20 protein-coding genes and 1 riboswitch are annotated in these 18,487 nt (G+C 43.3%); of the genes, 8 read left to right on the forward strand and 12 right to left on the reverse strand.

Annotated features, from left to right (window positions below):
• Nucleotides 1-15: 15 nt before the first annotated feature.
• Nucleotides 16-117: riboswitch (TPP riboswitch) on the reverse strand.
• A gap of 117 nt (nt 118-234) precedes the next feature.
• From ccoP to Q0230_RS07680, 6 genes are all read right to left on the reverse strand, one after another.
• Nucleotides 235-1,167, reverse strand: a complete 933-nt coding sequence (gene ccoP, locus Q0230_RS07655) for a cytochrome-c oxidase, cbb3-type subunit III (RefSeq protein WP_298609301.1) — start codon at nt 1,165-1,167, stop codon at nt 235-237.
• Nucleotides 1,168-1,170: 3 nt separating this feature from the next.
• On the reverse strand, nt 1,171-1,386 hold the full coding sequence (locus Q0230_RS07660; RefSeq protein WP_298609302.1) for a cbb3-type cytochrome c oxidase subunit 3: 216 nt from the start codon (nt 1,384-1,386) through the stop codon (nt 1,171-1,173).
• Between the two features lie 45 nt (nt 1,387-1,431).
• Nucleotides 1,432-2,223: a cytochrome-c oxidase, cbb3-type subunit II gene (gene ccoO, locus Q0230_RS07665; protein ID WP_298609303.1), complete on the reverse strand. Its 792-nt coding sequence runs from the start codon at nt 2,221-2,223 to the stop codon at nt 1,432-1,434.
• Between the two features lie 12 nt (nt 2,224-2,235).
• Nucleotides 2,236-3,681 (reverse strand): cytochrome-c oxidase, cbb3-type subunit I, encoded by a 1,446-nt coding sequence (ccoN, locus tag Q0230_RS07670; protein WP_298609304.1) that lies wholly within the window; start codon nt 3,679-3,681, stop codon nt 2,236-2,238.
• Nucleotides 3,682-3,839: 158 nt separating this feature from the next.
• On the reverse strand, nt 3,840-4,199 hold the full coding sequence (locus Q0230_RS07675; RefSeq protein ID WP_298609305.1) for a diacylglycerol kinase: 360 nt from the start codon (nt 4,197-4,199) through the stop codon (nt 3,840-3,842).
• Between the two features lie 357 nt (nt 4,200-4,556).
• Nucleotides 4,557-4,868 carry a hypothetical protein gene (locus tag Q0230_RS07680; protein WP_298609306.1) on the reverse strand — a complete coding sequence of 104 codons (312 nt, stop codon included), beginning with the start codon at nt 4,866-4,868 and terminating at the stop codon, nt 4,557-4,559.
• A gap of 219 nt (nt 4,869-5,087) precedes the next feature.
• On the opposite strand from Q0230_RS07680, the gene Q0230_RS07685 reads away from it, so the two are divergent.
• The 5 genes from Q0230_RS07685 (at nt 5,088) to Q0230_RS07705 (ending at nt 8,814) form a co-directional block, all read left to right on the forward strand.
• A complete protein-coding gene (locus tag Q0230_RS07685) occupies nt 5,088-5,789 on the forward strand; it encodes a Crp/Fnr family transcriptional regulator (RefSeq protein ID WP_298609307.1) in 702 nt (233 codons plus the stop codon).
• 10 nt (nt 5,790-5,799) lie between these two features.
• Complete coding sequence (locus Q0230_RS07690; protein ID WP_298609308.1) at nt 5,800-6,153, forward strand: MGMT family protein; 354 nt, start codon at nt 5,800-5,802, stop codon at nt 6,151-6,153.
• Between the two features lie 85 nt (nt 6,154-6,238).
• On the forward strand, nt 6,239-7,018 hold the full coding sequence (locus Q0230_RS07695) for a class III extradiol ring-cleavage dioxygenase (RefSeq protein ID WP_298609309.1): 780 nt from the start codon (nt 6,239-6,241) through the stop codon (nt 7,016-7,018).
• A gap of 142 nt (nt 7,019-7,160) precedes the next feature.
• Entirely contained in the window at nt 7,161-7,559 is a 399-nt protein-coding gene (locus tag Q0230_RS07700; protein WP_298609310.1) for a hypothetical protein, read from the forward strand.
• Nucleotides 7,560-7,701: 142 nt separating this feature from the next.
• Nucleotides 7,702-8,814 carry an endonuclease gene (locus tag Q0230_RS07705; protein WP_298609311.1) on the forward strand — a complete coding sequence of 371 codons (1,113 nt, stop codon included), beginning with the start codon at nt 7,702-7,704 and terminating at the stop codon, nt 8,812-8,814.
• Between the two features lie 42 nt (nt 8,815-8,856).
• Here the strand turns inward: Q0230_RS07705 and Q0230_RS07710 are convergent, their stop codons facing one another.
• Nucleotides 8,857-9,465: a hypothetical protein gene (locus tag Q0230_RS07710; RefSeq protein WP_298609312.1), complete on the reverse strand. Its 609-nt coding sequence runs from the start codon at nt 9,463-9,465 to the stop codon at nt 8,857-8,859.
• A 192-nt stretch (nt 9,466-9,657) separates the two neighbouring features.
• Entirely contained in the window at nt 9,658-10,008 is a 351-nt protein-coding gene (locus Q0230_RS07715; protein ID WP_298609313.1) for a hypothetical protein, read from the reverse strand.
• A gap of 145 nt (nt 10,009-10,153) precedes the next feature.
• Between Q0230_RS07715 and Q0230_RS07720 the strand changes: the two genes are divergently transcribed.
• Nucleotides 10,154-11,251: a crosslink repair DNA glycosylase YcaQ family protein gene (locus Q0230_RS07720; protein ID WP_298609314.1), complete on the forward strand. Its 1,098-nt coding sequence runs from the start codon at nt 10,154-10,156 to the stop codon at nt 11,249-11,251.
• Nucleotides 11,252-11,271: 20 nt separating this feature from the next.
• On the opposite strand, the gene Q0230_RS07725 is transcribed toward Q0230_RS07720, so the two are convergent.
• The 3 genes from Q0230_RS07725 to Q0230_RS07735 form a co-directional block, all read right to left on the reverse strand.
• Entirely contained in the window at nt 11,272-12,786 is a 1,515-nt protein-coding gene (locus Q0230_RS07725) for a carboxypeptidase M32 (protein WP_298609315.1), read from the reverse strand.
• 25 nt (nt 12,787-12,811) lie between these two features.
• The gene (locus Q0230_RS07730; RefSeq protein ID WP_298609316.1) at nt 12,812-13,255 is read right to left on the reverse strand and encodes a YiiD C-terminal domain-containing protein; all 444 of its coding nucleotides are present in this window, start codon (nt 13,253-13,255) and stop codon (nt 12,812-12,814) included.
• Nucleotides 13,256-13,336: 81 nt separating this feature from the next.
• Entirely contained in the window at nt 13,337-14,092 is a 756-nt protein-coding gene (locus tag Q0230_RS07735; protein WP_298609317.1) for a rhomboid family intramembrane serine protease, read from the reverse strand.
• Nucleotides 14,093-14,298: 206 nt separating this feature from the next.
• On the opposite strand from Q0230_RS07735, the gene Q0230_RS07740 reads away from it, so the two are divergent.
• Together Q0230_RS07740 and Q0230_RS07745 are read left to right on the forward strand one after the other, a co-directional pair.
• Nucleotides 14,299-14,946, forward strand: a complete 648-nt coding sequence (locus tag Q0230_RS07740; protein ID WP_298609318.1) for a hypothetical protein — start codon at nt 14,299-14,301, stop codon at nt 14,944-14,946.
• A 133-nt stretch (nt 14,947-15,079) separates the two neighbouring features.
• A complete protein-coding gene (locus Q0230_RS07745) occupies nt 15,080-16,117 on the forward strand; it encodes a low specificity L-threonine aldolase (protein WP_298609320.1) in 1,038 nt (345 codons plus the stop codon).
• 45 nt (nt 16,118-16,162) lie between these two features.
• Here the strand turns inward: Q0230_RS07745 and Q0230_RS07750 are convergent, their stop codons facing one another.
• Complete coding sequence (locus tag Q0230_RS07750; RefSeq protein ID WP_298609321.1) at nt 16,163-18,391, reverse strand: PKD domain-containing protein; 2,229 nt, start codon at nt 18,389-18,391, stop codon at nt 16,163-16,165.
• Between the last annotated feature and the right edge of the window lie 96 nt (nt 18,392-18,487).

Here is an 18,487-nt window from a genome sequence, read left to right on the forward strand (position 1 = left end):
GGCACAGGGGATATGGTAGAAGACACTTCTCTTCCCTACGCCGGTATGAGCCGGATCAGGTTCTACGGGTTCGCTGTAACAGCATCTCAGTCCAACTGGACACCCCGAGAGCGCGGAAAGAGTGTAGCAAAGCTTTGAAGAGCTTGACAATAAACTTGGAAGATACTTAGGAAAAACGAATGAGGGTTGTAGAGAGATCCTCCTCTACATTGAGTAGAGGAGGACAACAAGAGTTTACTGCTGTTGAGTAGTAGACATTTGCTTTAAGTACGCAACTAAAACTTTAATTTCAGTTTCGCTTAATTTCGCACCAAACACTGGCATTTGACGTTGAATCCCATTAGTGATTACGTTTTTCACTAACTTCAAACGCTCAGCTGGTGTTTCCTCAGCAGTGGTATCAGCAACTGTCCAGATTTTATCGGTTAAATTAGCAGAACCTTGTGAAGTTAAACCTTTACCCGCAGTAGTGTGGCATTGATAGCAACCACCTGCATAACCGTTGAAAATCTTCTGGCCTTTAGCAGCCGCATCAGCATTGTGCTCAATACCTGATAAACTCAGAACATAGTTAGCCACTTCATCAACTTGCTCTGGATTTAAAGTGGTATTGAAAGCAGGCATATAACCATTACGACCGCCTACGATTGTTTGGTGGATTTGCTCAACATTACCACCCCATAACCAGTCATCATCAACTAGGGTTGGGAATAAACCTGCAACGCCTTGGCCGCCTGCTTGGTGACAAGCAGCGCATTTATCACCGAAAATACCATTGCCATAAGAACGCACGAAGGCACTCATGTCAGGGTCTTGGGCAATTTGCTCATAAGAAGCTGCTGAAACTTTCTCTAAATAAGCCTTTTGCTTCAGTGCTTGCTCGCCTGTTTGCATATCTTGTGCAAGAAGCGCACGCATATTCCAATGCGTAGTTTTCGTTTCGCCAGCATCCGTTTTATAAGTGATACTGCTGAAACCCTTGGTATAAGTGCTACCAATCGGCCAAGATGGATAAGTGAACCAATACACCAACGCAAATATTATCGTTGCATAGAAAGTCCATAACCACCAACGAGGTAAGGGGTTATTAAATTCTTGTAGGGTTTCATCCCACACGTGTCCGGTGGTTTCGGCCCCAGTCAAAGGATCTTTTACAGGAGTTGCCATAATTTATTTCTCACCTTGCTTTGGTGATCCTGCTTGTGGTTTATGCTCATCATCATCCAAGAAAGGCACATAGCGATACGACTCAAGGCGCTCGCTACGGGCTTTATTCGAATAGACATACAGCACAATACCAACAAATGTGGTGAAGAAAATCACTAAAGCCACCATTTTGCTATTACCTAAATCGGTAATCCACATCCACAAATCTGCTAGCATCATTAGTTCTCCTAACCAGTCAGTATCACACAATCTCTATGGGCCAGATCAACGGAACTGGATAAAGTAGTCTTCGTCAAACTTACTGAAATCAACCATTGTCCCTAAAACTTGTAAGTAAGCGACTAAAGCATCCATCTCACTAATAGAAGAGGGATCGCCATCGTAGTTACCAGCCTTAGCTTGGGCTAATAAGTTATCTTCAGCACGATTGATGTCTAAGGTATTGGCAACTTTCTCACCAAAACGCTCTACTGTACCTGGATGCTTTTGACCTTTCTCATCTGTCCAACCTGCATACTCATCTTTAGTTAGAGTATAAGGTACACCTACTTTTTTCAGCGCTGCCATCCGAGCGCCTACATCCGAGTAGTCCAACTCAGTTTGCATTAACCAAGGATAATTAGGCATGATTGACTCAGGCACTACTGAACGTGGCGCTGTTAAATGCTGGGTATGCCATGCATTTGAGTATTTGCCACCAACGCGCGCTAAGTCTGGACCTGTCCGCTTAGAACCCCATTGGAAGGGATGATCATATTTAGACTCTGCTGCCAGAGAATAGTGACCATAGCGTAAATCCTCATCACGGAAAGGACGAATCATTTGTGAGTGGCAAGTGTAGCAGCCCTCACGAATATAAATGTCCCGACCACGCAATTCTAACGGTGAGTAGGGGCGAACCATTTCCACGCCAGTTTGCGGGTCTTTTACATCTTCAATCGTACTATCAATGTAATGCAAAGGTACGATTTCAACCAAACCACCGATACCAATCGCCACTAAAGTGAGAACGATCAACAAGCCCGAGTTGGTTTCAATACTTTCGTGTTTTAACATCCTTCCCTCTCCTTAGGCCTGTGCAACAGCAATGACTGGTGTTTTCTCTTCTTGTTTAGCACGTGTAATAGTCATATAGACGTTATAAGCCATGACTAACATACCAGACACGAAGAACATACCACCGATAGCACGTGCAACCAGAGGGCCATGCATGAAGGTTACGGTTTCTACGAAGGTATAAGCTAAGTTACCGTACTCATCGAAAGCACGTAACATTAAACCTTGACCGATACCGGATACCCACAAAGCAGTGATATAGAGAATGACACCGATAGTGGCTAAGAAGAAGTGAGTATAAATCAACTTGCTACTATAAATAGTGGTGTTCCATAGACGTGGAATCATGTGATAGAACGAACCAATCGATACCATCGCAACCCAACCTAAAGCACCTGAATGCACATGACCAACAGTCCAGTCAGTATAGTGAGAAAGTGCGTTTACACTCTTCAGTGACATCATTGGACCTTCAAAGGTAGACATACCGTAGAAAGATAATGAAGTGATCAAGAACATCATGATGGGGTCAGTACGCAGTTTGTCCCAAGCACCTGACAGAGTCATAATGCCATTGATCATCCCACCCCAAGATGGCATCAATAACAGAATAGAGAACACTGCTGCTAAAGAAGAAGTCCAATCAGGGATTGCAGTCCAGTGTAAATGGTGAGTACCTACCCACATGTACATGAAACTCAATGCCCAGAAGTGTACGATCGATAAACGATATGAATAAACCGGACGACCTGCTTGCTTAGGTACGAAGTAGTACATCATGCCTAAGAAGGCCGCTGTTAAGAAGAAGCCAACTGCATTATGTCCATACCACCACTGGGTCATTGCGTCTTGTACGCCTGAGAATAAGCTATACGATTTAACACCCAATAAGCTAACTGGCATCGCCAAGTTATTGAAGATGTGCAGTAAAGCCGTCGCTAAAATAAAGGACATGAAGAACCAGTTAGCAACATAAATATGTGGCTGGTTCCGACGGACTAAAGTGACAGTATAAATCAGGAAGTAAACTACCCAGACTACTGCGATAGCAAGATCAATATACCACTCTGGCTCAGCATACTCACGGCCTTGTGAAATACCAAATAAATAGCCTGTACCAGCAATAGCTATACATAAATTCCAACCCCAGAAGGTGAAATTCGGCCAAAAGGTTCCGCCTGCTAAACGAGTTTGACAGGTACGCTGTACAATGTAATAGGACGTTGCAAACAAAGCATTACCGCCGAAGCCGAAGATAACACCGCTTGTATGCACCGGCCGCAACCGTCCAAAGGTGATCTGAGCGATATCGAAATTCAAAAATGGCCAAGCCAATTCTGACGCGATATACACCCCGGCTGTCATGCCAGCGATACCCCAGACAATAGCGGCAATCGCGAATTTCTTCACGATTTCATAGTTATATTGCTCCGAAGAGACTACTGCACTATGAGCCATCACTTGCCCTCAACACTAAATTTAAAAAAAACCAAAACCAACAAAACTCTTACTAAGCGCGCAAGAATATACCAAGTGTCTATTTAAGAAAACTGTAATATTCCGCTGGGAGTGTGTGCCAGAATGCACTTTTCGGAAACCTCTCAACATGATGTTTATCAAAAAAGCACAACTAGCCAGAGTACAATTGCATTTATAATGGCAATTGTGACTGCTGCTGAACCCATATCCTTAGCTCGACCGGCCAATTCATGACGCTCAACACCGATTCGATCAACTACTGCTTCAACAGCTGAATTCAACAGCTCAACAATTAGTAGCAAAAAAATACTACCAATCAGTAATGCCCTCTCTAAACCATCAGCTCCAAACCATAAAGCAAGCGGGATAGCGATCAGTAGAATCCAGACTTCTTGGCGAAAGGCTTCTTCATGTTGGTAAGCAGCCCGGATGCCCTGCCATGAGTATTGTCCTGCCTTAATGATCCGTTTTAAACCTGTGTTGCCACTGGCTGCCATTCCCTGCAATCCCTATGTTAATTTGCGATATTGTGCCTCTTTTTGTCTGTTCCAGCAATTCAAAACAGCAGTAAATTGGTGCAATGCACGTAGAGTTAAGTATGGTATTAGACCTTACTCTCCATTTGCCTAAAGCCATTCAGCAGTTACTGGAATTGTCAAGCTCTGAAGCACTGCAGCCAGGTATTATATTGCGAAAGCTCTGAAGAGAGGTGAGGTAGCTACCTAGTTAGCTGAAAACAGTCCTTTTCACTCTACTTTCAATTTAATTTTTTAAGAGTGAAACGACTTCGGCAAGCTACTCAGCAATTTGCGAATCCACAACTACTTGTAGGTTTTTTCTCAAAACTAATCAAGCTAGAGTGTTGTTAAGGTATAAACCTGTCCTGTTTGCCGAGTAGAGCAATGAGTTAAAGGCAAGCCTTGCTGATTATTGCAACTAAGGATTAAGCCCTGATTCTGCTGTAAATTAGTTTCACTAGTAACCTTCTGAGCATCACTACTCAGTTTAAGTGTGGCACGTACTGGAATATGCACTCGAATCACAATAGATGCCGATACACTAGTTGCTTGCCCTGAATTAGCCTTCACACTAGACACACGCATCTCTGCTTGTACCTGAGCACTTAGCACTAGCCCACAACTAATACTCACAATAAGCTTTAACATAGACTTCTCTCAACAACAAACCGAACTGGAATACTGTCATAAACAAGGCTATTCACTTGCTAAACATTAGTAGTAAGCCTTCAACTTAAGCGACTAGTGGCGCAGCAGCTACTGGCAAAAGCTATAGTTTTTTAAACTATCTGTTTTAGTATGTTAGACTTTCCTTATAGATCTATGCTTATTGTTCGTTTACAGCACTACACAGCGTTAGGAACTACTATGTCTAGCATTAAAGGTAAAGGCCATTGTTCAACTTGTCCGATTCGGCATTTAAGTATTTTTGCTGAATTACCTGTAGAGCGTTTAGGACAAATTCAAAACTTCCAACCTGCTGTAATGCACTATCAAGCAGGTGAAACTATTTATCATCAAGGTGCGCTCGCACAAAGTGCTTATACCTTGCGGAAAGGCATGATCAAACTGACTAAAAGTTTACCTAATGGCCGCACCCAAATTATCCGAGTCCTGGGAGCAGGTGAATTATTTGGTTTCGATGGGTTCGCTGATGAAAACTACAGTCATAGTGCTACCCCTTTATGCACCATTGAAGTCTGTCGCCTACCTTTTGCTGAACTCGTACACTTAAAAAAGCAGTATGCTGAGATTGATGCCGCCATGACCCAGCGCTGGTTGCAATATCTACGCGCTGCTGAAAATCATATGTTAGCTCTAGGCGTGATGAAAGCTCCCGAACGTTTGGCCTCCTTCTTAGTGAATTGGTATGACAGTGGCCATATCACTACAGAAGGCGTTGCTCTACCCCTAGCTCGAGGTGAAATGGGCGAACTATTGGGCTTAACCATTGAAACCGTCAGCCGTTTTATTTCTGAGTGGAAGCGTAAAGGCTTTATCAGCGAGACCAAAGGCTATTTAAAACTCTTGGACCGAGCTGCTCTGCTTAAAACTGCTTGCTCCGACTAGTGAGCTAAAGATGTCTAAACTCAGTAAACAAGCACGCATTTATGAAGTTATTAAGCAAATTCCAGCAGGAAGCGTCTCAACTTATGGGGACATTGCTAACTTGGCCGGTTTACCACGCCATGCGCGTTTAGTTGGTTATGCCTTAAATGCCTTAAGCGCTCAGACCGATATTCCTTGGTATCGAGTTGTGAATAGCCAAGGCCAACTTAGCTTAGCTAAGCTCTCACTTAGTGGTGCAGCCGAACAGCGCGAGCGTTTATTGCAAGAAGGAGTTGAATTCAGCTCGTTAGGACGTGTTTTGTTAAAACAATATCGTTGGCGACCCCATCCCTTAGAATGGGAAGCCTTTATTATTAACTTATAGAGAAGAATAACTTAATTAAAAGCTAGTTTTATCAAATTATAGTTAAAGGTAAAATAAACCGTCTGACTAATTTGAGGACGTTAACATGTCTACTCCTGTTTTATTTGTTTCGCATGGCGCTCCCGATATTGCTTTACAAACACAAGCGCCTACTCTCGTCTGTTGGCAGCAATTAGGTGCTTATTTAGCGCGTCCAAAAGCGATTTTAGTGGTTTCGGCTCATTGGGAAACCTCTACCCCTACTTTTAGTACAGCCGCACATCCGCAAACTATTTATGACTTTGGTGGCTTTCCAGCACCTTTATACCGGATGACCTATCCTGCTGAGGGTGCACCTGAGATAACGACTTTAGTACAAACAGCTTTTAATCAGGCAGAATTGCCATTGCGTATCGACCCGCAACGCGGCTTGGATCATGGTGCTTGGATACCCTTGTTATCTATTTTTCCAAAAGCAGATGTTCCAGTGGCTCAACTGTCTATTCAAACTCAAGCAGGGCCTGCTTGGCATGTGAAATTAGGTCAAGCTTTACAAAGCCTACGTGCAGCTGACATTTTAATTATTGCCTCTGGAGCGGTAACGCATAATTTTGGGTGGTTATCCCGTGCGGCTAAGCCTTTACCTGCTGCTTTAGAATTTAGCGATTGGTTAGCTGAAAAATTACAGCAACGGGCAGAAGACGAGCTAGTGGCTTATCGTACCCAAGCACCTTATGGAGCAGCCGCTCATCCGACAGAAGACCACATTCTGCCGTTATTCGTTGCATTTGGTGCAAGTACTGCTGAAGATCAGCTCAAGCGCTTCACCCCAGAAGTGACTTATGGCGCCTTGGCAATGGATGCCTATCTATGGGAAGCAGGCTAATTAACTCGTTTTATATCAAGCAATTTATTTGCTTGTTTTATTAAGAGCTGCGTATAATTTTACCTAGTCGATTAGGATTTTCTTGAGCCAAGCTCATTAGCTTAATTAATAAACATAACAAACAAGAGTCGAGAGTCGAGAGATGAAAAAATCAGCCCTAAAACAACAAGAGCAGCTAGCTAAACAAACCCAAAACGAAGCTTTAGTGCGTTTAATGCTGTTAGCACGCTACCAAGATAAAAAGTTATCCCTCAGTGAGCAAGATGCTTTTAATCGTAGCCTGCAAAAAATCGAATGGCATTCGGTGACCGATGTCACCATGTTTACTATGCGTGAAATTGCCAGTGTACGTAAGGCTTTAGAAACACCCGAGAAAACTGAAACTTTTATTCAGCAGCAATGTGTGTTGTTCACCAACTCTGAAGCAAAAAACCAATGCTTAGCCGTATTGAGGCATATTGCTGCAGCGGACAAGAACGATCTCCGTGAAAACCAATTCATCCATCAAGTAGAAGCAGCTTTAGGCATGGTGAGTGCTTAATTAGTGCCACTTTAAGCCTTAACTGAGGTGCTAACCTAGCACCTCTTAGTTTTCGGCAAACTTCAAACTAATCAACCGTACTCATTGCATCCTTGCAAAATTCAGCTTAAGGTTTAAGGTTTGCAGCCAAAGCTTTGACTTTATGCGCTCTTGTTTTTTCTTATTAATCGCTTTTGTTATTTCTTCAACAGCTCAAGCTGAAACCAATAACAATTCGTCTCTTAATGCCCAAGCTTTATTCAGCTATGAACAAGCCGATGTTTATACCGCTGACCAACAAGCTTTGCGCAGAGTTTTCTTAGCCGGACTACCGCGCTATATGACCCAAGATGGCGACTTGATTGATGAAGATATCGCCAGTTTAGAGCAAGCTCCCTTAGCAGCACGTAGTAGTGATTATTCTTTTAGCCAATCGAAACTGGTGTTAGCGCAAAAGATTTATAAAGACCATCCTATTGGCTTTTATAGTGGCTGCCGTTTTCATGCTCAGCAAAAACTCCTCGTGCCGGATTGGAAAACTTGCGGCTATCAAGCGCGTAAAAACCCTGAGCGCGCTAAACGGATTGAGTGGGAGCATGTAGTACCAGCTTGGACTTTTGGGCATCAATTGCAATGTTGGCAGCAAGGTGGACGCGCTTATTGTCGGGATCACAGCGCCACCTTTCGGCAAATGGAAGCCGATATGCATAATTTAGTACCCGCTATTGGCGAGCTAAATGGGGATCGGACTAATTTTCCTTATGGGATGGTCAATGGTGAAGCACGTGCTTATGGAGCAAAAGTTAATATGGAAATTGACTTTAAAACGCACACTGCAGAACCCCCTGATAATGTCTACGGCGATGTGGCACGGATTAATTTCTATATGCGGGATCGCTATCACTTAGCACTCAGTAATCAACAACTTCAATTATTTACTGCTTGGAATAATCTTGATCCGGTGGATACTTGGGAACAACAGCGCAATGAACTCATTCGCCAAGCACAAGGCAATGACAACCCTTATGTCACCCGCTATCAGCATTTAGATAGCAAGCAAGTGGAAGCTGTAGAGCGTGACTGGATCGATGAACTCTATCTACTGATTTTTAATCAGCGTTCTTCCCTGCCCTATTTTGTTTTTGCTTTAGCAACTATTTTGTATTTGGGCTATTTAAAATACCGCCGCTCTCGGGCTAGCAGTCAAAAGAGTTCAAGCACCAATGCCAGCTCAACAGCGAAGAAAACCACCACAACTAAAGCTAAAAAGACGTAGTAATCTCACTAAGTCTTTTAAGATTTGACCTATAAGCACTAATTAACTAACTGATTTATCTTTTACCTGTTCTTCGCCACTATAAGGCAGCGTTTCTTCGAACTTGAAGATATTCAACTCAATCGCGAAAAAGCAAATAATCCATAGGGTTGCATCATAAAAATCTAAAATCCCGCCTTCATAAGCCCACATACCTGCATAGACGAATAAAGCAGCATACAGAATAATTTTTATAGTATTGCGGATAGTCCATTCAACCCGTCCGTATAAGCCATTGGCATATACGTCATACTCTAAGAGCGCAACAATCCCAAGCCAAGTCAAAGAGTTATACATATCTAAAGGACCATGTTCTGCACGATATTCAGGAGTGGCATACTCATAAGCTGAATAGAGAATAATTACATAAGCAATAAAGCGCCCGATGTGAATGGCGTATTTTTCCCATTGATTGATATAAGGTTTATCAAGTTGTGAGGTTTCCCATTCAAATAACAGGAGTAAAGCGACCCAAGCTAAAGTTTCTAACCCCTCAATAAAGGTTTCATGCAGAAAAAATAGCACAACATTAATAGCCAAAAGGCCATAGACCCCCCATTTAAACACAGGATAATAGGTATAGATCGGCGAATCTTTAGTAAAGGTAGGCATGACTTTTCTCCTCGGCAGCTCTGCTTTTCACCTTGGCTATCCTGAACAATCTTCAGTGAAAAGAAATTTAAATCTAACCAACAGGATAGAGGCTTTCATCCTGCTTGATCTCCTCAAAAACTGTCAAGTAACTATCCCCAGAAAGGCTCAGAACAGTATACAAAACGGCTATTTTTGCAGAAAAATCAAAATTTAATCTTTTAAGTCCCAGTGAAATTTATGCAAGATTCGGTGCAAAAATGGAGTGAACAATAAAGCGGCTGTAGCAATAAACACTAAGCCCGCATACAAGGCATATAAACCAGCAAACAACTTACCTGCTTGAGTTAAAGGTGGATTGACTGGCCCCATCCCTCCTAACAGCATAGCGGCATTCAAAAAAGCATCCATCGCGCTTAAATTTTCGAAATACATATAACCGGCTATACCTAACCCCAAAGACCCAGCCACAATCAAAGCGACTAATAAACTATGTACGCCAATGCGCTGGACAAATTTAGCCCGTGTAACTGGCTGTTGGGATTTAGATTCGTACATAAACATTTAAAGCTGGTTCGAAAACTTTATTTACTAGCATAAAACTTACTAAGCTTGATAGTCTGCCTAGCCTTCTTTTGAGCACTCCATTATGCCACCTTTTAGCCTTAGCCCTAGCGAAGCCCGTCAACTGGTTGTAAGCAGCCAACTTTTGAGCAACTCGTCACCCAATGCAGACTCCTTAGCCTCTACTCAGCAAATTATCGAACAGCTAGGCTATATCCAAATTGACACGATTTCGGTGGTAGAGCGTGCTCATCATCATACCCTCTGGACACGTAATCCGACTTATCAAGCGCAGCATCTAGAACAACTCTTAGAAAAAAAACAGATTTTTGAATACTGGTCGCATGCTGCTGCTTATCTACCGATGTGCGATTACCGCTTTAGTCTTTGGCGTAAACAAGCTTTTCTCAATGGTCACTTAGCGCATTGGTATGAGCGCGATAATAAACTCATTGATGAAGTGCTAACGCGGATTCGCACCGAAGGCCCATTGATGGCTAAAGACTTTGATAGGAATGAAAAAGCCGCCGACTGGCAGAGCAAACCGAGTAAACGCGCCTTGGAATATTTATTCATGCAAGGCGATTTAATGATTCCTTGCCGCAAAAATTTTCATAAAGTTTATGACCTGACTGAGCGGGTTTTGCCAGCTAACCTCGACACGCGCCCACCCAGCGAACAAGAATATTTAGACTACCTAATCCTGCATTATTTAAAAGCGCAAGGTTTAGCTCAAGCCACTGATTTTGGTCATCTAATTAAAGGTATTAAAGCTAAACTCAAACCAGCCATTAAACGCTTATTAGCGGAAGGTCAATTAATTGAGCTTAAGATTAATGAACAAACCTGGTTCAGCACACCAGAACAACTTAAGCTTCTCAATCTTCCTAGCAGAACTCAGCTCAAAATCCTTTCACCCTTCGATAATCTCGTGATTCAGCGTGAGCGCTTACATAGACTCTTCGATTTTGATTATCAAATTGAATGCTATGTGCCTGAAGCCAAGCGCAAATACGGTTATTTTGTTTTACCGATTTTATGGCAAGGTGAATTAGTCGCTCGCGTAGACTGTAAAGCAGAACGTAAAGAACGCTGCTTAGTCATCAATCGCGTTTGGACAGAAGCCAAACTTGAACAACCCGATGAATTTTGGAGTGATTTAACTGTGGAACTGCAAAAGTTTGCACAGTTTAACCGCTGCGATAAAATCAGTGGGTATTTGCAATCAGCTACTCTGCGTTAGAGCAGCTGATTCGAGCAAGCTTAAAGCTGATAAAGCTCACCATATTTGCTGCGTAAATACTGCATATACGGCGCAATATCTAAGCCACGTCCGGTGACACGCTCAATCAATTCTGGTGCAGTATATTTACTGCCATATTGATAGATATTTTCCTTCAACCAGCCATGTAAACTAGAAAATTCGCCTTGCGCAATTTCGCTTGGAATTGCTGGCTGTGCTTTCACCGCTTCGCTAAAGAATTGGGCGGAGAGAATATTACCTAAGGTATAAGCTTGGAATACACCACCAATATGCCCGCCGTACCAATGCACATCTTGCATACAACCATTGATGTCATTCGGCGCATGTATGCCGAGATCAGCTTGATACGCAGCATGCCAAGCTTCTGGCAAATCTTTCACGGCAAGCTTACCTTCGAGCATTTGCAGTTCTAATTCAAAACGAATCATCACATGCAAATTGTAAGTCACTTCATCCGCTTCGGTGCGAATCAGCGAACGCTCTACTTTGTTAATCGCGCGGTAGAAACTATCTAAAGACACAGACTTAAATTGTGCAGGGAAAGCTTGCTGCAATTCGGGGTAATAATGCTCCCAGAAACCGCGACTGCGTGAGACTAAATTTTCCCAAGTACGTGATTGCGACTCGTGCACGCCATTACTAGTACCGCCATCCAACGGTGTACCCGCGTAAGCGGGATTTACACCCTGCTCATAAAGCGCATGCCCCGCTTCATGGGTGGTTGAGAAAAACGCTTCAGCGAAACTATCTTCTTTTACACGGGTGGTAATGCGCACATCACCACTGCCCAGTTTGGTCATAAACGGATGATGAGTTTTATCTTGGCGTCCACTATTAAAGTCATAACCAAAGCGCTCAATCACCTTGCGCCCAAATGCCAGTTGCTCATCTTCAGAGAAGCGTTGCTTTAAGCAAGCATCATCCGCTAAAGGTTGGGCAGTAATAGTTTCCACCAAAGGCACTAATTGGCTGCGCAATTCCGCAAACACTTGGCGCACACTGGAAGCCTTCATGCCGTAATCAGCAAGACCAATCAGCGGGTCAGCAATATGCTCATAGCCGGTGTAGAACTCGGCCATTTGCCGACTTAACTCGAGCGTTTTCTCCAAATAAGGTTGCACGCGCTTAAAATCATTGGCTGGACGTGCTTCCGCCCAGACCTGATAAGTTTGTGCAGCATGTGCATACAAACGGGCGATAAACGCGGGCGGTACTTGAGTATCCCGTTGATAACGGCGCTCTGTGGCACGAATTAAAGCGGCATCATCATGCTCATAAGGCAAACTCGCGGCATAAGGCTGCAAATCGTCCAATAATTGTCCTATAGCTGGATCAGTAAATTTCTCCTGTGCCAAGCGTCCTAAAGTCGCCATTTGCCGTCCGCGTGCATTTGCTCCAGCATTCGGCATATAGGTCGATTGATCCCAACCTAATACTGCATTCGCACCTTCTAAATCACTGACTTCCAGCAAACGGCTTTTCAAATCTGCTAATTTTTCTTCCGTGTTTGCCATGGCTGCTCCTCATTTTTCTCTGCAATTAGGCCTTTAAGGCGACAAATTCGCCGCGAAACCGGCCAGTTATTTGTTGCTGGTATTCTAATACTGATAAGACTGCTAGTTTAGCTTTGCCGCGCTGCTGGAACATTTTTACAGCTTGTTCCCATTGCTCAGGTGTTTCTAAACTAGCAATCGCCTGAAAATCGCCAGCAATCGGCTTGTCATAATCGAGTGTACTACGGCGCACGACTAAACTATTCGCCAAACCTTCTGCTTCTAAACGGGTATGTAGCAAACACCAAGCTGCAAGGGTCGCCAGCGTCGCCACACTTCCGCCAAATACGGTATGGTGCGGGTTAATATTCGGTGCTAAAGGTGCTTGCAGAATCAATTGGGCTGGTTCAATGCTCAACACTGAAACTTGCATAGCGCGGGTCAGTGGAATATGAGTATGTAAATAAACTTCGAGTTCGCTAGGTTTCATGAGATGGTTAGGCTAAGCAAAGTGCTTATTATCCAGTGTTTGCTGTTTGAAGTTAATGCATTCAAACAGCTTTTAACTACTTCAATACGATTCTAAACGTCTTGCCCCACCACAACCGAATAGGAGCATTAAAATCAAGCCCACGACACCACCACCTACATGGGCAAAATGCGCAACATTATCCCCGAAAATCGAGAAGCCAGTAATTCCTGATAATAAATCTAAACCAATAATCGCGGGGACAAAGTATTTAGCTGCAATCGGCACCGGAACAAATAAGAAAAGCAGTTTGGTATTCGGAAAGCAGAAAGCAAACGCGACTAAAATCCCATAAATCGCACCTGAAGCGCCTACCGTAGACACGTTATAGGCAATATAATAATAACCGACCAACTCCTTACTCAAACCTGCTACATTTGCTCGATATTCACCACGGGTGACTAAGCGCTGTAAATCTTCAGGCGTTAACCCCAAAGCTTGTAGTTGTTGAGTTAGCTGCCCAAATTGATAAGTATTAATCGCATTATAAATAAGACCTGCCCCAATCCCACAAGCTAGATAAAACAGTAAAAAACGCGGCGAGCCCCATAACCGCTCCAAGGCCACCCCAAACATCCACAGTGCTAGCATATTGAATAATAAATGCGACAGGCTACCGTGCATAAACATGCTAGTAAGGTACTGCCAATACTGAAAATTAGGATTTTCGGGAATATATAAAGCTAACAAATCGGCTTGCGGCAAACGAGTAGCGTCTAAAGCAAAAAAGATTAAGACACATAAACCGATTAAGGTGTAGGTCACCCTAGGTGGGTGATTATTCTGGGTACTATTCAAGAGTCATCCTTTGAAAACTATTGAGCATCAGCTAGTACTCTTACTGTAGCCTAGCCGCTCCTTGCTGTCTTAAGTCAGCCGCAGAAAGCACCTAAAACTTAGCGAGCAGAAGCAAAAATGGAAATAAATTGAATTTATTTCCCGCGCTATTTTCAATAAATTTTTAAGGTGTAAGATGCAGGGCTTAATAATAATAGGGCTAAATTATGAAAAAAACATACCTCCTACTTATACCCATTTGTGCAGCCAGCTTCGCCTGTAGCCATCCAGCGCCACAGCTACCCGCTGCACCCAAACCTGTAGTGCTGCCTGCCGTGTCTCAGCCTCAACTACCTAAAGTAACACCTACGAAAAATAAATCCACTGCTGGGCAAAATGCACTGAAAGAAATCAAACTGGATACTGATTTGAGTACTGTGGGTGCACCGATGGATTGGGTGCAAATCTTTTCAGCGATTAGTTTTAGCAATGCGAATAGCTCAAGAAATTTAGGTTTTAGCCAGCGTGTCGCCAGCTTCAATTCAGCAGATGCCCTAAAAGCAGATAGTTTGCAGCGTTTAAAATTAGTTGCTGAAGTTCCTGCAGGTAAAAAAAGTTCTTTAGCAGATGAAATGGTGAAACGTGCTACCAGCCAAGTGAATTTTGCTAGTCATGCTTTGATTGCTGTGTACTTAACAGATGGTGGCCCTCCCTTCGGTGAATATCGCTATTCAATGGTAGGCGATACAATGGAGTTTTGTATTGACAAAGCCCCTAATCCAACAGGCATTTCTGGCATGGCTTTAAACAATATTGTGAAGTTCTATGCCGCTCCTAAAGGTTTAAAGGTCAGACAATGCGGGCGTGAACTTTAAATTTTAAACAACTCGTGGCTGACCACTTTCTCTTGTGGGCAGCCTAGCTTAATGCAGTTCTAAAAATTGCTTGAATCCCCTTCTTGCGCGCACTAAGTTAAAGCATCACTGACACCACAGCAGGCTAGTTACCATGATGCAACAATTCGCTTCAGATAATTATGCGGGTATATGCCCCGCTGCTTTTAATTATTTCCAACAAGCTAATCAATCCGGCCATGAATTAGCGTATGGTGAGGATATTTGGACACAAAAAGTCTGTGACTCCTTGCGTGATCTATTCCAAACTGATTGTGAGGTTTTCTTCGTTTTTAATGGCACTGCTGCCAATTCCTTAGCCTTATCTGCTTTATGCCAAAGCTATCATTCTGTGATTTGCCATGAACTTGCGCATATTGAAACCGACGAATGTGGCGGCCCCGAATTTTTCTCGAATGGCTCGAAACTTTTAGTAGGTAAAGGGGAGCATGGCAAGCTTACGCCCAATATTATTGAAGCGATGGTTACCAAACGCAGCGATCTACACTTTCCTAAGCCTAAAGTCGTCTCACTCACCCAATCGACTGAAGTCGGCACGGTGTATAGCGTTGAAGAAATTCGTGCGATTGCCGCGATTGCTAAACGTCGCCACCTGACCGTACAGATGGATGGTGCACGTTTTGCCAATGCGGTTGCCTCTTTAAATGTGCATCCTTCGGAATTGACGTGGCGAGCTGGCGTTGATGTGCTGTGTTTTGGTGGTACTAAAAATGGCTTACCGGTGGGTGAAGCTGTGGTTTTTTTTGATCGGCACTTGGCTGAAGATTTTGCCTATCGCGTCAAACAGGCAGGGCAATTAGCTTCAAAAATGCGCTATTTATCTGCCCCTTGGCTCGGTTTACTCGAAAATAATATTTGGCTTAAGAATGCACAGCATGCAAATGCGATGGCGGAGCTACTTTATCAACGGATTAAAGATTTACCTAAGCTGCGCATTATGTTTCCACGGCAAGCCAACGCAGTCTTTGCTGAACTTCCTCTGCCAATTATTAAAGGTTTACATGCCAAAGGCTGGCGTTTTCATCAATTTATTGGAGCGGGCGGCTGTCGGTTTATGTGTGCTTGGGATACGCAAATCGAAACGGTGGAAGCGTTTGCGAATGATATAAAAAGCTTGTGTGAAGCTGCTTAACCCTGAAAAGCGACCTATTTTAACAGGCCGCTTAGTCTTGGTCAGTTAGCGCTTAAAGTTATAAACACCATAATCGTTCAGCATCGCAGAGCTAGCATCCGCTTTGAGAATCACGATTAAGCTGTCTGCAACTTTATTAAAGAATACAAATTTGCCATGCCCCATAAAGCCCTTGTCATTCACCACGAAATAAGGCAAATGGAAGGTATCACTTGGCGTTAAATATTCATAATCATAAGTTAAGACCTGATTATCAACTGACTCACTGAGATTAGCGTACTGTACATACTTAGGAATCGCCGCAACTTTAGCAGCAGTCGCTGAATGCGCTAAATCTTGAATATGTGTGAGTTCAGCCAGTGAACCGTTATACAACATATCCTGAACTTTTAAGTCAGCCGCCCTGAACACATTGCCACAAGCAGTGAAAATGCGTTTACCCTCTTCTGAGAACCACAAATTACCACACATTGGATAATCCCCATGATAAGGCGAATCATAGAGCTTGCTAGCTTTACCGGTTTGAATATCGTATTTCTCAATATCATCAGGGCTTAAGCCATTGTTCGCGCCATACATGCTAGTGCCATTAGGATGCAATTTAGCCAAAGTACCCGCATAAATAGTGTATCCAGAACCGCCAGTGACCTCGCCTGTATTCAAATTAACCGAATAAATATCCTGCCACTGATCTTCTTTAGGGAAAGCATAAGCATAACCATTCCCTGCTAACACAATATCCAGCACCTTGGCCGCAACGGGTAAAGTCTTGAGTAACTTGGCGTTTTTCAAATCGACATAAGAAATATTGGCATCATGCCCCACTGCTGCATATAAACCATCCAGCCCAACTGAAACGCTAGTTGGAACTAAGGGTAAGCTAATCGCTTGCTCGGTATTAGTTGCGGCATCATAGATATGTAATTGATTAGGGCTGCTGGAGAGCATAATGACTTTATCTAAAGCCTTGCTGTATTCAGCATCAATCACTTGATAGTTTAAGCCATTGATCGCTGGCTGCGCCGAGACTTTGACGCTTATGGCTTCACTGGTTAAGGAGCCATCCGATACGGTTAATTCAAACAGATAATCGCCTAATTTATCGGGCGTGAAATTAGGTTTGACGGCAGTTAGGGAGGATAAACTAGCAGTACTTGCGCTCGGTGCAGATTTTAAGACCCATTTATAAGTGAGCGTGTCGTTATCTGGGTCAGAACTGGTACTGGCATCTAAGACGATGGTTTTACCTAACAACAAATATTTATCCGTGCTTCTGGCAATGGGTGCACCAGTATTTGCTTTGATGACATTAAGAATAATGCTATCTGCCCCGCTTAAACTGCCGTCGCTTGCGGTTAGTTTAAGCTCATAACTACCTAAGACATCTGGAATAAAGCTGCCATTGCCTTGGGCATCCACTTGGATATTAGTCAAGGCACTCGTAGTAGGCTTGCTCAGAATCGCCCATTGATAGCTTAAGGTATCGCCATTCGGATCTAGGATAGTGGCCGGTAAGCTCACAGCACTAGTGCCTAACGTCGTGACGGCTGCATTACGATCAGCACCAAGATTCACGCTAGGCGCTTCATTACTACTCGGCACAGTAAGTACAACGGTATCTACTGCGCTATTCAACGTGCCGTCGTTGACGATTAAGGACGCAATATATTTACCCGCTTTATCAAGCGTCAGATTAGTTTTAGCTACAGTAGTTGTAGTTAAAGTGGCAGCGCTATTGGTTGGTTTAGTGGTCAGTGTCCATTGATAGCTCAAAGCATCATTGTCTGCATCTGAACTTGCTGAGCCATCTAGAGTAATCACCTGTCCTAAACTAGCTGTCCTATCAGCACCTGCTTGGGCAATCGGCGCATGATTAGTGGCTGTATTAGCAGTAACTTTAATGATCATCGTGTCAGTAACACTGGTTAAGCTGCCGTCTTTGACGATCAGACCTAAAACATAATCACCGACTTTATCCACCAGAATTTTGGGCTTGATAGTAGTTGAATTGCTCAAACTGCTGTTGCTAGTAGCTGGCTTACTAATAATCCGCCAAGCATAAGTTAAGGCATCACCGTCTGGATCTTTGCTATTACTGCCATCTAAGCTGACTTCAGCATTCACTAGCACCGTTTGATTAGCACCTGCATCCGCTGTAGGTTGATGATTCGTCGAGCCTGAATTGGAAGAATCACTCCCTCCGCCACAAGCAGCGAGCACAGTAGCCACGCCGACTGACAAACATAAGCTTTGTAATAGTCTTGTTATTTTCATTTAAAGCAGCCCATTTTTATAAGAATTTATTTCGTAGGACTGCAGCTTATAATGCAAAGTATTTATTAAAACTTAATAAATCTTTAGTCTTTAAAT

Source organism: uncultured Thiothrix sp. (genome assembly GCF_937876535.1).
Lineage (GTDB): Bacteria > Pseudomonadota > Gammaproteobacteria > Thiotrichales > Thiotrichaceae > Thiolinea.

Bases quoted from the DNA above. Each gene is read 5' to 3' on its own strand.
- ccoP (WP_298609301.1), bottom strand. From the start codon at position 1,167: ATGGCAACTCCTGTAAAAGATCCTTTGACTGGGGCCGAAACCACCGGA.
- Q0230_RS07660 (WP_298609302.1), bottom strand. From the start codon at position 1,386: ATGATGCTAGCAGATTTGTGGATGTGGATTACCGATTTAGGTAATAGC.
- ccoO (WP_298609303.1), bottom strand. From the start codon at position 2,223: ATGTTAAAACACGAAAGTATTGAAACCAACTCGGGCTTGTTGATCGTT.
- ccoN (WP_298609304.1), bottom strand. From the start codon at position 3,681: ATGGCTCATAGTGCAGTAGTCTCTTCGGAGCAATATAACTATGAAATC.
- Q0230_RS07675 (WP_298609305.1), bottom strand. From the start codon at position 4,199: ATGGCAGCCAGTGGCAACACAGGTTTAAAACGGATCATTAAGGCAGGA.
- Q0230_RS07680 (WP_298609306.1), bottom strand. From the start codon at position 4,868: ATGTTAAAGCTTATTGTGAGTATTAGTTGTGGGCTAGTGCTAAGTGCT.
- Q0230_RS07685 (WP_298609307.1), top strand. From the start codon at position 5,088: ATGTCTAGCATTAAAGGTAAAGGCCATTGTTCAACTTGTCCGATTCGG.
- Q0230_RS07690 (WP_298609308.1), top strand. From the start codon at position 5,800: ATGTCTAAACTCAGTAAACAAGCACGCATTTATGAAGTTATTAAGCAA.
- Q0230_RS07695 (WP_298609309.1), top strand. From the start codon at position 6,239: ATGTCTACTCCTGTTTTATTTGTTTCGCATGGCGCTCCCGATATTGCT.
- Q0230_RS07700 (WP_298609310.1), top strand. From the start codon at position 7,161: ATGAAAAAATCAGCCCTAAAACAACAAGAGCAGCTAGCTAAACAAACC.
- Q0230_RS07705 (WP_298609311.1), top strand. From the start codon at position 7,702: ATGCGCTCTTGTTTTTTCTTATTAATCGCTTTTGTTATTTCTTCAACA.
- Q0230_RS07710 (WP_298609312.1), bottom strand. From the start codon at position 9,465: ATGCCTACCTTTACTAAAGATTCGCCGATCTATACCTATTATCCTGTG.
- Q0230_RS07715 (WP_298609313.1), bottom strand. From the start codon at position 10,008: ATGTTTATGTACGAATCTAAATCCCAACAGCCAGTTACACGGGCTAAA.
- Q0230_RS07725 (WP_298609315.1), bottom strand. From the start codon at position 12,786: ATGGCAAACACGGAAGAAAAATTAGCAGATTTGAAAAGCCGTTTGCTG.
- Q0230_RS07730 (WP_298609316.1), bottom strand. From the start codon at position 13,255: ATGAAACCTAGCGAACTCGAAGTTTATTTACATACTCATATTCCACTG.
- Q0230_RS07740 (WP_298609318.1), top strand. From the start codon at position 14,299: ATGAAAAAAACATACCTCCTACTTATACCCATTTGTGCAGCCAGCTTC.
- Q0230_RS07745 (WP_298609320.1), top strand. From the start codon at position 15,080: ATGATGCAACAATTCGCTTCAGATAATTATGCGGGTATATGCCCCGCT.
- Q0230_RS07750 (WP_298609321.1), bottom strand. From the start codon at position 18,391: ATGAAAATAACAAGACTATTACAAAGCTTATGTTTGTCAGTCGGCGTG.